Annotated in this window: 14 protein-coding genes; 6 read left to right on the forward strand and 8 right to left on the reverse strand. The window is 56.8% G+C overall.

Features of this window, described 5'->3' with window-relative positions; all coding sequences use genetic code 11:
• Positions 1–2: 2 nt before the first annotated feature.
• The 5 genes from SHIM_RS00360 to SHIM_RS00380 form a co-directional block, all read right to left on the reverse strand.
• The gene (locus SHIM_RS00360) at positions 3–824 is read right to left on the reverse strand and encodes an ABC transporter permease (RefSeq protein ID WP_054000845.1); all 822 of its coding nucleotides are present in this window, start codon (positions 822–824) and stop codon (positions 3–5) included.
• A gap of 10 nt (positions 825–834) precedes the next feature.
• Positions 835–1788, reverse strand: a complete 954-nt coding sequence (locus SHIM_RS00365; protein ID WP_054000641.1) for an ABC transporter permease — start codon at positions 1786–1788, stop codon at positions 835–837.
• Positions 1788–2849: an ABC transporter ATP-binding protein gene (locus tag SHIM_RS00370; RefSeq protein ID WP_054000642.1), complete on the reverse strand. Its 1062-nt coding sequence runs from the start codon at positions 2847–2849 to the stop codon at positions 1788–1790. The genes SHIM_RS00365 and SHIM_RS00370 overlap by 1 nt, the downstream gene beginning before the upstream one ends.
• A 121-nt stretch (positions 2850–2970) precedes the next feature.
• The gene (locus SHIM_RS00375; protein ID WP_054000643.1) at positions 2971–3741 is read right to left on the reverse strand and encodes a helix-turn-helix transcriptional regulator; all 771 of its coding nucleotides are present in this window, start codon (positions 3739–3741) and stop codon (positions 2971–2973) included.
• A 374-nt stretch (positions 3742–4115) separates the two neighbouring features.
• Positions 4116–5078, reverse strand: coding sequence for an acetyl-CoA carboxylase carboxyltransferase subunit alpha (locus SHIM_RS00380; protein WP_054000644.1), 963 nt, complete (start codon positions 5076–5078; stop codon positions 4116–4118).
• A 158-nt stretch (positions 5079–5236) separates the two neighbouring features.
• Here SHIM_RS00380 and SHIM_RS00385 point away from each other — a divergent pair, with 158 nt between their 5' ends.
• Together SHIM_RS00385 and SHIM_RS00390 are read left to right on the forward strand one after the other, a co-directional pair.
• Positions 5237–6088, forward strand: coding sequence for an AraC family transcriptional regulator (locus SHIM_RS00385; RefSeq protein WP_241488753.1), 852 nt, complete (start codon positions 5237–5239; stop codon positions 6086–6088).
• The gene (locus SHIM_RS00390) at positions 6085–6717 is read left to right on the forward strand and encodes a GyrI-like domain-containing protein (RefSeq protein WP_054000645.1); all 633 of its coding nucleotides are present in this window, start codon (positions 6085–6087) and stop codon (positions 6715–6717) included. Before SHIM_RS00385 ends, SHIM_RS00390 begins: the two co-directional genes overlap by 4 nt.
• Here the strand turns inward: SHIM_RS00390 and SHIM_RS00395 are convergent.
• Positions 6693–7289, reverse strand: coding sequence for a LysE family translocator (locus tag SHIM_RS00395; RefSeq protein WP_054000646.1), 597 nt, complete (start codon positions 7287–7289; stop codon positions 6693–6695). The genes SHIM_RS00390 and SHIM_RS00395 overlap by 25 nt on opposite strands.
• Positions 7290–7361: 72 nt before the next feature.
• On the opposite strand from SHIM_RS00395, the gene SHIM_RS00400 reads away from it, so the two are divergent.
• Positions 7362–7814, forward strand: coding sequence for an Lrp/AsnC family transcriptional regulator (locus SHIM_RS00400; RefSeq protein WP_054000647.1), 453 nt, complete (start codon positions 7362–7364; stop codon positions 7812–7814).
• Between the two features lie 61 nt (positions 7815–7875).
• On the opposite strand, the gene SHIM_RS00405 is transcribed toward SHIM_RS00400, so the two are convergent.
• Both SHIM_RS00405 and SHIM_RS00410 read right to left on the reverse strand, forming a co-directional pair.
• Positions 7876–9126, reverse strand: coding sequence for a hypothetical protein (locus SHIM_RS00405; RefSeq protein ID WP_054000648.1), 1251 nt, complete (start codon positions 9124–9126; stop codon positions 7876–7878).
• 200 nt (positions 9127–9326) lie between these two features.
• A complete protein-coding gene (locus SHIM_RS00410; protein WP_054000649.1) occupies positions 9327–10286 on the reverse strand; it encodes an L-malyl-CoA/beta-methylmalyl-CoA lyase in 960 nt (319 codons plus the stop codon).
• 296 nt (positions 10287–10582) lie between these two features.
• On the opposite strand from SHIM_RS00410, the gene dgcN reads away from it, so the two are divergent.
• The 3 genes from dgcN (at position 10583) to SHIM_RS00425 (ending at position 13692) form a co-directional block, all read left to right on the forward strand.
• Positions 10583–11584: an N-acetyltransferase DgcN gene (gene dgcN / locus SHIM_RS00415; RefSeq protein ID WP_054000650.1), complete on the forward strand. Its 1002-nt coding sequence runs from the start codon at positions 10583–10585 to the stop codon at positions 11582–11584.
• 121 nt (positions 11585–11705) lie between these two features.
• Entirely contained in the window at positions 11706–12668 is a 963-nt protein-coding gene (gene dgcA, locus SHIM_RS00420; protein WP_054000651.1) for an N-acetyl-D-Glu racemase DgcA, read from the forward strand.
• 163 nt (positions 12669–12831) lie between these two features.
• Positions 12832–13692 carry a D-amino-acid transaminase gene (locus tag SHIM_RS00425; protein WP_054000652.1) on the forward strand — a complete coding sequence of 287 codons (861 nt, stop codon included), beginning with the start codon at positions 12832–12834 and terminating at the stop codon, positions 13690–13692.
• Positions 13693–13767: the final 75 nt, after the last annotated feature.

The raw sequence follows: 13767 nt of genomic DNA on the forward strand, positions 1-13767 counted from the left end.
GGTTATTTTCGTTTGCGTTGAAGCAGGAAGGTCAGGGCCACCATGGCGATGGTCACGCCAATCAGGATGGTTGAGACCGCGTTGACTTCGGGCGTCACGCCGCGGCGGATCTGACCAAGAATGTAGATCGGCAAAGTTGTTTCCCCGGGACCAGCCACCAAGAGCGTCAGGATCACGTCATCCAGAGACACCACAAAAGCCAGCATTGCGCCCGCCATGACACCGGGCATCAGCAACGGCAGCGTGACATGGCGAAAGACCTGCCAGGGCGACGCATAAAGGTCCGCGGCTGCGGTTTCGAATGTTGCGGGCATGTCTTCCAGACGGGCGCGTATCGGCATGTAGGCGAATGGAATACAAAACACGGTATGAGCCAGTATCAGCCAGCCAAGTCCGGTCATCCCGGTCAATTGCCGCAAGATCGAAAAGAAGGATAGCGTCGCAATTGCAGTGACAATTTCGGGGATCATCAGCGGTTGGTTGATCAGAGCCACCGCCGCCGCGCGCCCGCGAAACACGCCGCGCGCGGTCGCCAACGCTGCCATCGTGGCAATCACTGTGGAAAAAACCGTTGCCGTCAACGCCACCTGTATCGACACAAACGCCGCGTTTCGGATGTCATCATTTTCCAAGGCCGCGCTGTACCAGCGCAGGCTGAATTCGGTCCAATGCACCACTGACCGGTTGTCGTTGAATGAAAAGACGACCAGGACAAAGATAGGCGCATAGAGAAAGAGAAGAACCAGCCATGAGATGCCGGTAAACAGCGGTTGGCGGCGCAGCTCTCGTGTGCCCGCCGAGCGCGTCAGGAACGTGGATTTCATTTGTTTGAGATCAGCCATGAGCACGCTCCTTGGGCGCTCCAGCCCGCAGGCTGAGCAGCAGCGCAATCAACACAATCGCCATGAGGATAAGGGCAGCCGCCGAGCCAAAGGGCCAGTTTCTGCCCGAGCCGAATTGCAGTGCGATCAGATTGCCGATCATCAACTTCTTGCCGCCGCCCAAAATCTCGGGGGTGATGTAGGCCCCCAGCGCCGGGACAAGAACCAGAACGGACCCCGCGACAATTCCGGGACGTGCCATGGGGATCACAATGTGGCGGAACACGCGGGTGCGGTTGGCGTAAAGGTCATGCCCGGCTTCCAGAAGGCTGAAGTCGAATTTTTCGAGCGACGCATAGATCGGCAGGATCATGAAAGGCAAATAGCTGTAGATCAGCCCGGCCAACACAGCGCCATCGGTGTAGAGCATTTCCAAGGGTTCACTGATCACCCCAAATTGCATGAGCATGAGGTTGATGAAGCCTTCGTCACGCACGATCAACAACATCGAGTAGGTGCGGATCAAAAGATTGGTCCAGAAGGGCAGCGTGATGGCAAACAGCCAGAAATTACGGTGTTCGGGTGGACGCGCGGCAATGAAGTAGGCCACCGGAAAACCCAGAACCAGAGCGCCGATCATTGTGGTAGCGGCCAATCCAAAAGAGCGTCCGAAAATCTGGAGATATGCGCTGTTAAAGGCCAGCGTGTCATCAAAGATGTCGCGCTCAAAAAGGAACTGTACATAAGCATTCGTTGAGAACACCCATTCGACACCGCCATAGACCCCTGGCTCAAGGAAGGAATAAACCAGCGCGATCGACAGGGGCATCACGCCAAACAAACCAATGACAACCAAAGCAGGTAGAAGCAGGGCAATGCGGGTTTTGCGCTGACGCTCAGAGCGCGACTGTTGCGCAAGGCGCAGGTTTTCAGCGGCATCAGCCTTTGTATGTGCCAGGCTACGCATCAGTCTTCCAGCACATGCAGCATTGTGAGGTCACATTGCAGACCCACACGCGCGCCAAGCGGGTGCGGGGTAGACACTTGCGCATGCACCTGAACGCCGTTCTCCAGCGTGACCAGCATCTGCGAGCCTGCGCCAAAATAGGTGCTGTCGGTAACTGTGCCCGTCAACAGAACATCGGGGGCATCTTCTTGGGTCACTGTGATGGTTTCCGGGCGTAGTGCGACGTGAACCGGACCCGGATTAAGCGCCATTGAGGCCGCATTGACAGAGATCGCGGCCCGATCCCCGAAACGAATGCGTGCCTTGCCGTCAGAGTATCCCAACAGCTCGGCACTGACGATATTTGTGTCGCCGATGAAATCGGCCACAAACCGGCTTTGAGGCGCGGTATAGATGTCTTGCGGGCTGCCAATCTGTTGCACGGCCCCGGCAGACATGACTGCGATCTGATCGGACATGGCCAAAGCTTCGCCCTGATCATGGGTCACAAACACAAAAGTAATGCCGGTTTCGTGTTGCAGACGTTTCAGCTCGCTTTGCATGCCCTTGCGCAATTTGAGATCAAGGGCGGACAAAGGCTCGTCCAGCAACAGAACTTTTGGCCGGGGCGCCAGCGCTCGCGCCAAGGCGACACGTTGTTGCTGCCCCCCCGACAGCTGGTCCACGCGCCGCGAGGCAAACTCTTCAAGCTGCACCAGCGCCAGCATCTCTTCGATTGTGTCTTTGATCTCGGCTTTGGGGCGCCGCAGCATTTCAAGGCCAAAACCGACATTGCGGGCAACGCTCATGTGCGGGAACAACGCATAGTTCTGAAAAACAGTGTTCACAGGCCTGTGGTGGGGGGCCAGATGGCCAATCGGCGCGCCGTCCAGTGTAATCTCACCCTCGGTTGGCAGTTCGAACCCGGCGATCATACGAAGCAGCGTCGTTTTTCCGCACCCGGATGGGCCAAGCAGGGTGAAAAACTGACCTTCGGGGATGGCCATCGACACATCACCCAGTGCTGTTACCGCGCTTACGCCTTCACCGAAGCGTTTGGTCACATGTCTAACTTCAATCATGGTCTGTCCCGGCAAGTCCCATTAGGGCTGTGTTGGGAATCAGACTAGGGCGCAAACCAGCGTTCTGTGAATACCCCCAAAGGCGAAGTGAATGCCTCCCCCAAAAGGGGTAGACAGGCTTTCAGGCGATGGATTGCAGAAAAATGGAAAACAAACCTGATTGGGACGAAATGCCCAGCTTGCGATAGATATTCTTGCGATGTGCTTTTACCGTTGCCGGCGACACCTCCAGCAAGTCAGCTGTGGATTTACTGGAGTGGCCGCGCAACAGATGTTGAACAACTTCAATTTCGCGATTGGTCAATCCGGTGCAGGTGGTTTCGATCAAAGCTTTCAAAGTGATTTCGCCAGCAATTTGCTCGCTTTGCGACCGCGGACTTCGGTAAAAATGTTGCTCGCAAAGCGCCGCAACAACCGGCTGCATCTCCCGCAGTTTTTTTACGTCACGCCGCGCAAAACGCGCGGCGCTGTTGATTGGACCCAGCGAGAAAAACAAGGTGCTGTCCGACAGCGTCACGAACACCGCAAGCTCGTCTTTCAGTCGGATCGATTTGTAGTAGATGTTAAAGTAATCCGAGCTTGAAAACCGGTCCGGAGCAACGTCATCCAATACCATTATCGGATCATGGCGCTCGCTGATAAAGCTCACAACAAATGGATCAAGCAGCCATGCGCGGTCCAGCCAACGATCCACAACAGCAGACCGTCTTGCCTGTTGAACGTTGTCATAGACATGTTCGGGAGGCCGGCTCAGATTCAATCGGGTGATAAAGGCTCCCTGAAATGGCAGGTAAACTCGCATCAGGTCCAGAAGATCGGGAATGAATTCTGCCGAGCCGATAGACCTAACGGCCCGCGCAAGCACCTCTTTGGACGTTTGACTGTTTTCCATTGTAACCGCCCCGGGTCGCTGCCCTTGCCTGGCACCATCATCCTTTGGTATTTGAGCTTTGGTGAGATGCCCATCGCAATTTTCTAGTTTATTGCACGATTGTTGGGAAGCCCAAGTGGCGATGAGATTTCTCCCAGAATGGGCACTGACCACAATTGTCGAAGGTGGCTCAGATCATGCTGCCAGCTACACTGATTATAATTGTCGATTTGATGCCGTTCGCAACTTTGCAAAACCCACTACCTGCGCAAAGCTACCATTTGAGCTTGGTGCAGCGGCTGTTACCTAGGATTTAAAGCAGGCATTTGTGGCTTGCGAAAACCAAAAAGCCGCCCCGAAAGGGACGGCCTGTCTTGTGTTGGATTGAGCGTCGCTTAGGCCGCGAGGCCTTTCTTGCCCACATCCAGGAACTTTTTGCGACGGTCCGCAATCAGCTGTTTGCGATCCTTCTTGCTCAGTTCTTTGAGCATCGCGGTGATCGCAGCTTTCACACTGTCGATCGCTGCTTGGGCGTCACGGTGCGCGCCGCCTTTGGGTTCTTCGATGATGCGATCCGCCACGCCCAACTTCTTCAGATCCTGCGCGGTCAGACGCAGGGCTTCGGCGGCTTCGCGCATTTTCTCGGCGTCTTTCCACAGGATCGATGCGCAGCCTTCTGGCGAGATCACCGAATAGACCGAATGCTCCAGCATCGCGACGCGGTTGGCGGTGGCAAAAGCCACAGCGCCGCCGGAGCCGCCTTCGCCGATGATCACCGACACCAACGGCACGCCGATGCTCAGGCAGGCCTCGGTCGAGCGAGCGATGGCCTCGGACTGGCCGCGTTCTTCGGCCCCTTTGCCGGGGTAGGCGCCGGTGGTGTCCACCAACGAGATCACCGGCAGATTGAAGCGATCGGCCATGTCCAAAAGGCGCACGGCTTTGCGATAGCCCTCGGGGCGGGCCATGCCAAAGTTATGGGCAATGCGGGATTTGGTGTCGTGGCCTTTTTCATGGCCGATCACCATCACCGGTTGGTCATTAAAACGCGCAAGGCCACCCGTAACCGCGAGGTCGTCGGCAAAGTTGCGATCCCCTGCGAGCGGTGTGAATTCGGTGAAAAGCGCCTTGACATAGTCGCGGGTGTGCGGCCGTTCGGGGTGGCGCGCGACCTGACATTTACGCCAAGGCGTCAGATCCTTGTAAAGATCGTCAAGCAAGTCGGCAGCCTTGCGATCCAGCGCGGCGGCTTCGTCAGCCACGTCCATTTCTTCGTTTGTCCGCGCAAGCGCGCGCAACTCTTCGGCTTTGCCTTCAATCTCCGCGAGGGGTTTTTCGAAGTCGAGATAATTGGTCATCGCATCCTCTTTGGCGGTCTTGCCCTGTGCCCGCTATATGACGCTGACCTGACGGAATTGCAACGTCTGTGGCAGTGTGCACGCTGCTGGCAAATTCAGCAAGATTTGTGCGTTGGGGCTGTGGCAGAGTGGTGGCGAGAGCGAAAACGGAGCGGTCTGTGGCCAATTATGAAAAGCGGTTGATGCGGGTGCTGCGCTATATCCATGAAAATCCGGCGAGCGACATGTCGCTGGATCGGCTGGCGGATGAGGCCGCAATGAGCCGGTTTCACTGGCATCGGGTGTTTCATGCCATGACCGGCGAAACCTGTGCACAGGCGGTGCGGCGGGTGAGGTTGCATAAGGCGGCATGCCTGCTTTTGTTGGAAGACACGCGTCCGGAAGAGATTTCGCAGGCCGTAGGATACGACAATCCGCGCAGCTTCGGACGGGCATTTGCCAGCCAATACGGCGCAAGTCCCGCGCAGTTCAGAAAGCAGGGCGTACATGTTGCGCCGCTGATGACACGCAAACAGGGAGAAGGACCGATGTTTCCAGTCACGATCAGAGACGAGGCGCCGCGGGTGATTGCGGGCGTGGTGCACAAGGGGGCCTATAGCCAGATTGGTGCCGCGTTTGAGGCGTTCTTTGCCACCTGCCAGAAAAACAACCTTTGGCCGCGAATTGGCAATCCGGTGGGGATCTATTTCGACAACCCCGAGGCCGTGCCGGAGGCGGATTTGCGGTCAATGGCTGGCGCGGAGCTGCGGCTGGACGATGTGCCGGAGGGGCTTGAGGGCTATGCGGTTGCCGGTGGGCGGTACGCGGTTTTGACGCTGCGGGGGCCTTACGAGTTGATCCCGCAGGCTTATGAGGCGTTGTTTGGCAAATGGCTGCCGGAGTCCGGTGAGATGCCCGGTGATGCGCCGTGTTTTGAGATGTACCTAAACAACCCGATGGAAACGCCGCGTGAGGATTTGTTGACAGAGATTTGCCTGCCGCTTGCAGACAAAGCAGAGGAAACCGCATGAGCGAGAAGCTGGATTTCAAGACGGCGGACAAGCCGTATTACAGCGGCAAGGTTGGCCGGTGGGATCGGATCGTTTTTTCCCAACTTCAGTTTTTGAGCATCACTGGGCAGGGCGATCCTGGCGGGCCGGTCTATGCCCGCGCTCTTGGGGCGCTTTATCCATTGGCCTATGGCATCAAGTTTGCCCAGAAGGCGCAGGGCGCGGATTTTGTGGTGCCGCGACTGGAAGCGCTGTGGTGGGCGGATGATCCAGGTAGCTTTGTGCGATCCGAACGCGACGCATGGCGCTGGAGTGCGATGATCCGGTTGCCGCAAGCCGTGACGCAAGCCGATTTGGACACTGCGCGGGAGGCGGCGCAGGTGAAGCTGGCCAAAAAGGGCGCGGATACCTCGGCGCTGGCGGAGGTGTCTCTAACGACGCTGGAGGAAGGCGCGTGTTTTCAGACGCTGCATGTCGGGCCATATTCGGACGAGGCGCCAGTGCTGGCGCATCTGCATGATGTTGTGATGCCTGAGGCAGGGATGACGTTTAACGGTCACCACCACGAGATTTACCTTGGCGATCCCCGCCGTGTGGCGCCGGAAAAGCTGCGCACGATTTTGCGTCAGCCGGTGACAAGTACGGGATAAAGCGAGGCCACCAGCAGAGCGGCCATGGTCCAGTTGAACGTGGTCAGGCGGGTTGGCGACGTCAGCAGACGGCGCATTTGTTGGCCCAAAACGGTCCAGCTGCTGACGCAGGGCAGGTTGATGGCGCCAAACACCGCGGCGACAGACAAAACGGCCCACAAGCTGCGATCGGGCGCATAAAGCGTTATCGCCGTGAGCGCCATGGTCCATGCTTTGGGATTGACCCATTGGAACAGCGCGGCCTGAAGAAACGTCATCGGCGCACCGCTTTTGCTGCCGTTTTGCGGCGCACCTGCGTGGGCGATTTTCCACGCCAACCATAGCAGATAGGCCACCGAGGCGATCTTCAGGATGGTGTGCAGCACAGGGACATAGTCAAACAGCTGCATCAGGCCGATGCCCACCAGCACAACCATCACCACAAAGCCAACGCCGATGCCCAGCATGTGGGGAATAGACCGGGCAAAGCCAAAGTTGGCCCCCGAGGCCATGAGCATCAGATTGTTTGGCCCCGGCGTGATCGAGGACACAAAGGCAAATAAGGTGAGGGCTGCGAGGATGTCGTAAGTCATGGGCGCAGTTTGAGGCATTATGGACGCTTGTGGGTTGCGTATTTGTGCGTATGTGATTTACTTTTGCAATTAATGGCGGATCTTGATCACATTGACGAACATATATTGCGCGAGTTGAGCCGCGATGGGCGGATCAGCAATCTGGCGCTTGCCGAAAACGTCGGGCTGTCGCCGTCAGCCTGTTTGCGCAGGGTGGCTGCGTTGGAGAAGACCGGCGTGATCTCAGGCTATCGCGCGGTGCTGAACCGTGCCGCATTGGGCACGGGGTTCGTGGCTTACGTCACGGTGGGGCTCAATCAGCACACCAAAAACGCGCAGGAGGCCTTTGAGCGGGCCATGGCGCAGGCGCCTGAGGTGCGGGAGTGCCACAATATCACCGGTCAGGTGGAATACCTGCTGCGCGTGGAAGCGGCGGATCTGCCATCCTACAAACGCTTTCACACCGAGGTTTTGGGCACCGTGGAGCAGGTACATGCGATCACCAGTTATGTGGTGATGGGCTCGCCGAAAGATGAGCGGGCGTGAAGGTAACTACGCCATGTATTGTCGTGGGAGATGAGACAACTACGTGCACTTTTGTAGTACGTCAGTCACTAGTTGCCCGCGTTTGCCCAATAATCATTTCGTAATATAGAGCAAGGCCCAAGCTTAAGGTTAGGTTTGCTTTCCCTTCGATGTCATGCATCAATCGGTTCATACGCATGTCAAAATTGTGTTTCTCTTCCTCATAATTCTCGAGGAGTTGGGTGCTGCCAAGGTAGAAACCAAGAACGCTCTCGACCTCAAAAATTTCTTCGGCGTGCGTAGAGTTGGCTTCTATTTCGGTGAATGTCAGTGGCGACCGGTAGTAAAAATAAAAGTCGGGGAACCCACCCCGCCGAAATTCCCTCATCAAACCCAAGAAGAAGAAATTGTCTGATGAGTAGGAATATTGACCTCCCAACTCTCCATGCATTTCACGCACTACGCCGCTTATTGCTTCCACCAGCCGCAATGGTTCTGAACTTGTTGATAAGTCATTCTTTTCGAATGTGCCGCTTACAGATGCAGACAATGTCCCTGGTCGAATCTGAACTTTGGTGCTTCTTTTTTGTACGACGATTTGGCCGTCTAGCGTTTCGATGATTACCACAAGCCCCATATGGTTGGGTAATTTAGAGTTGCTCAACGGGCCAAAGGTGCCTGCACTGCCATGTAGTATTTCGCGAAGGCTTTTTCCTTCACTGGGAAGCACGAAGTCCATTGCGAAACTTGTTCTAAGACTATCAAAATACTTGCAGCGACCGACGTTAATCAAACTGCGGTCACCGTCTGATTGAATGTCAATAATTCTAAACGGATCGCCATTGAATAGGTCTTCAACCTTACTCGCGGCTTCGAGCGCCTTGAGCCTGTCAGCGGTGAGCCAGTTTAGGTGATGTTCAAGCTCGAACCATTCATCGTGATACTTAATGAAAACTTCTTGCTTATCTATTGCTCCGTTGCCGGTTGGATTCAGCTCACGAGTGGCTGCAAAACTCCAATCGGTCTCGCCGATCAGAATTCTATATGGCGGGTTCTTCGCGCCATATAGGTCAATGAGTTCTTCGGAGGACAGACCCCTTAGTTCTTCATTTGTGCGATTCTCCAATAGAGGGCCGACTGGTTCGTCAAAAACTTCCTCTTCGTGGTTTTTTCCGTTAAGAATTTTTTCAGTGTGTTGTTTTGCAATCGTCTGAACCGCGGTCTTTAGATAAATCCCAATCAGTGATGCAACAAAAAACAAAGCACCGCTCAGAAACGGGTTGGCCTTAATCCACAAAAGAATATCGTTAAAAAAGTTTTCGATACCCGCCAAAACAGGGCCCCAATAAGGTATTGCTCCAAACTTCTCATTGGTTGGTCAATGATCAGTGAGCTTCAACCTGACCGATATTTGCTTAAAGCGCAACACAGCTCTAAATTGGATCGACGGACTATGCCTTGTGCAGTCACTTTCTTTCGCAGTTCAAGGCTTGTGAAAGAAAGTGACACGTTCTTCTAGAATTCTCAGGGTTACTAGCCCGCGGCGATCAGCTCGGCCTGCGCCACAATCACTTCGGCCTGTTTGATGCTTGCGATATCGACAAGGCGGCCTTTGTAAACCGTGGCGCCTTCGCCGTTGGCTTTGGCCTGCTCCATCGCAGCAAGGATTTCGCGGGCTTCGCCGACGGCTTCCTCGGAGGGGGTGAAAACCTCGTTGGCCAGTGCGATTTGCTTGGGGTGGATGGCCCATTTGCCAACCATGCCCAAAGTGGCCGAACGTTTGGCCTGCGCGATGTAGCCTTCGTCGTCAGAGAAGTCGCCAAACGGGCCGTCAACCGGCAGGACGCCGTGGGTGCGACAGGCAGCGACGATGGCGGCCTGTGCCCAGTGCCACGGGTCGGACCAGTGCTTTTCGCCTTCGCGGACCATGTAGTAGTTTTCCTGCGTGCCGCCGATGCCGGTGGTCTGCATGCCCATGGAGGCGGCAAAGTCGGCAGCACCCAGGCTCATGGCTTCAAGGCGGGGGGAGGCGGCGGCGATGGCTTCGACGTGGGCGATACCAGCGGCGGATTCGATGATGACCTCAAACGCGATGCGTTTGCTGCGGCCCTTGGCGGCCTCGATCGCGGTCACAAGCGCGTCTACGGCGTAGATGTCTTCGGCGCAGCCCACCTTGGGGATCATGATCTGGTCAAGACGGTCGCCCGCCTGTTCCAGCAGATCGACCACGTCGCGATACCAGTAAGGCGTGTCCAGACCGTTGATGCGCACCGACAGGGTTTTCTTGCCCCAATCGATGGTGTTGATGGCTTCAATCGCGTTGGCGCGGGCGCTGTCTTTGTCGGACGGAGCAACTGAGTCCTCGAGGTCGATGTTGATCACATCCGCAGCTGATGCCGCCATTTTGGCAAAGAGCTTGGTGTTGGAGGCCGGGCCAAACAGTTGGCAGCGGTTGGGGCGGGCCGGAGCGGCGGGTTGGATGCGGAAGCTCATGTCAGGTCTCTCGGTAAGGAAATTACGTCTGGCTTGCGTGAAGTGTTAGGAAGTTGCGCCGATGATCGCAAGGCAATTTTCGCGCCTGCGGCATAATACGCTGCGTTGCGGCGGGCTTTCGGCAGATTCGGAGGGAATTCGGCAATGATCGGAGAATTTTTCGCGAACGGCGCGTAAAGTTCGAAGAATCTTCGAAGTAGCGCGGATTCTTCGGGAGCTTCACAAGGAATTTGCGCCGTGTGTGGGCAAATATAGGTCAACAAGATTGACTTGGGGATGACTGAAAGGATCGCGCGATGATCAAGACACCGTATCTTTTGTTTCTGGGCGATGCGCCGGATCAGCTGGCCGCCAAGGTTGCGATTGGCATCAAGGACTGGCGTCCTGAAAACGCTGTGGGGCAGTTCCGGATGGACGGCTGTAAGGCCGATCTCGGGCTGACCGACATGAGCCTTGTTGAGGCGCGTGAAGCGGGCGCCAAGACGCTGGTGATTGGCGTGGCGAACCGTGGCGGCGTGATTTCCGCAGCATGGAAAAAGGTGCTGGTTATGGCACTGGAAGAGGGCTTTGATCTGGCCTCTGGTCTGCACAACCTGCTGCGCGAAGAGCCGGACTTGGTGGCTGTGGCTGAGGCGACAGGGCGAGAGTTGCACGATGTGCGCATTCCCGAGGTCGAGTATCCCATTGCCAACGGCAAAACGCGCACAGGCAAGCGGGTGCTGGCCGTGGGGACGGATTGCTCGGTTGGCAAGATGTACACAGCGCTTTGCATGGATGCGGAGATGCGCAAGCGCGGCATGAAGTCGTCGTTCCGCGCCACAGGGCAAACCGGCATTCTGATCACAGGCGATGGCGTGCCGCTTGATGCTGTGATTGCCGACTTTATGGCCGGATCGGTTGAGTATTTGACGCCCGACAATGACGACGATCACTGGGATCACATCGAGGGGCAGGGCAGTTTGTTCCATGTGTCTTATTCCGGCGTGACGATGGCGCTCATTCATGGGGGGCAGCCGGATGCATTGATCCTCGCGCATGAGCCGACACGCACCCACATGCGCGGGTTGCCGGAGTATGATCTGCCATCGTTGCAGGCGCTGCGCGATATGGCTTTGCCGTTGGCAAAAGTTGCCAATCCGGCCTGTCAGGTTGTTGGCGTCTCCGTGAACACGCAGAACATGGATGAAGATGCCGCCAGGGCCTATCTGGCCGAGGTTGAAGCAGAGATGGGCTTGCCTGCGACCGATCCGTTCCGGTTTGGGGCTGGTAAGCTGGTGGATGCGCTGGCGGCGGTTTAAGATCGCGGCTGACGGACGGGGGCGCCGCCCCCGGACCCCCGGGATATTTCCGGCAAGAGGAAGATGCGGGCGGATGTGTTTGCCCGCAGTATTGAGCTCAGCGCAATCTGAAGGGATTCCCATGAAAATCACTGTCACACCTGATGTGTTCAAACTGGCGCAGGTGTTCACCATTTCGCGCGGTTCGCGGACTGAGGCGAAGGTTTTGACCGTGCGCATCGAGGATGACGGGCATGTGGGTTGGGGTGAATGTGTGCCTTATGCGCGGTATGGTGAGACGCTTGAGAGCGTCACTGCAGAGATCGAAAGCGTTAAAGGGCCAGTGAACCGTGCGGGGCTTTATACGTTGCCAGCAGGCGCGGCGCGCAACGCGCTGGATTGTGCGCTTTGGGATTTGGAATGCAAGAAGGCCAGTAAACGGGCGTGGGAGTTGGCGGGATTGCCCGCGCCAAAGCCCGAGATCACAGCCTATACGCTGTCGTTGGCGGAACCTGCCGAAATGCAGGCGCAGGCGGCGAAGAATGCGCATCGTCCGCTGCTCAAGATCAAGCTGGGCACGCCGGATGATATGGCGCGGCTTGAGGCGGTGCGCGCCGGTGCGCCAAAGTCGACGATCATTGTGGATGCCAATGAGGGGTGGTCTGCCGAGGTTTATGCCGATCTTGCACCGCATCTGGTGCGGCTTGGCGTGGCACTTGTGGAGCAACCGTTGCCGGCGGGTGAGGATGAGGCGTTGATCGGGATGGAGCGACCAGTGCCGGTTTGTGCTGATGAGAGCGCGCATGATTGTTCGACGTTGTCCAAGCTGAAGGGCAAATACGATGTGGTGAACATCAAGCTCGACAAAACGGGTGGTTTAACTGAGGCGTTGAAGTTGCGCGAAGCGGCATTGGCCGAAGGCTACAAAGTCATGGTCGGCTGTATGGTTGGCAGTTCGTTGGCGATGGCGCCCGCGACGCTGTTGGCGCAGGGGGCGATGGTGACAGATCTGGATGGGCCACTGTTGCTGGCGGAAGACCGCGACACGCCGCTGGTGTTTGACGAGGCAGGTGTGCATCCTCCGTGCGCGGCGCTCTGGGGCTAAATTATTGGGCGCGACGGACATGGCCAACGCAGCTGAAAACAAACGCGACCTGATTGAGGGGCGCACGGCGCAGGTTGGATGATACTGTTGCGGCAATGAAAGCCGTTGCGAAATCCGTGTGAATACCGCACATCAAGGCAATTGAGACAGGAAGGATGATCAGATGAGCCGCACCGTTTACGTCAATGGCGAGTACCTGCCGGAAGAAGACGCCAAGATTTCGATTTTCGACAGAGGCTTCCTGATGGCGGACGCGGTCTATGAAGTGACGTCTGTTCTGGACGGCAAGCTGATCGATTTTGAAGGCCATGCGGTGCGCCTCAAGCGCTCGTTGGATGAATTGGACATGGCAGAGCCTTGCACCAAAGACGAATTGTTGGCGATCCACCGCAAGCTGGTAGAAGACAACGGCATCGTTGAGGGGCTGGTGTATTTGCAAGTCACGCGCGGCAGCGATGGCGACCGTGATTTCGTGTTCCCGTCCGAGGACACACCGCCGTCGATTGTGCTGTTCACGCAGAACAAGCCGGGTCTGGCGGACAGCCCTGCGGCCAAGAAGGGTGCAAAGATCATTTCGATTGAGGACATCCGTTGGGGTCGACGTGACATCAAAACGGTTCAGCTGCTCTATCCGTCGATGGGCAAGATGATGGCCAAGAAAGCGGGCTGCGATGATGCGTGGCTGGTTGAGGATGGTCATGTGACCGAGGGCACGTCCAACAACGCCTATTTCGTCAAAGACGGTGTAATCGTGACGCGGCCATTGTCCAACGACATCCTGCACGGGATCACCCGCAAGGCTGTGTTGCGCATGGCGGCCGAGGCGCAGCTTAAGATTGAGGAGCGTCTGTTCACCATTGAGGAAGCGCAAGGTGCAGACGAGGCGTTTACCACTTCGGCCAGCGCGTTTGTGATGCCGGTTGTGGAAATCGACGGCGTGGCGCTGGGCGCGGGGACGCCGGGCCCGATTGCGACCCGTTTGCGCGAGATTTACTTGGATGAGAGCCTGAAAGCGGCGATCTGATTTTTTTCAGAGCGGTGCGCGGAGACTGCGCACGCCGCAGGAACGCGAAAGGCGGGGCTTAGGCCCCGCCTTTTT

The sequence above is a fragment of the Shimia sp. SK013 genome (assembly GCF_001292625.1).
Lineage (GTDB): Bacteria > Pseudomonadota > Alphaproteobacteria > Rhodobacterales > Rhodobacteraceae > Shimia.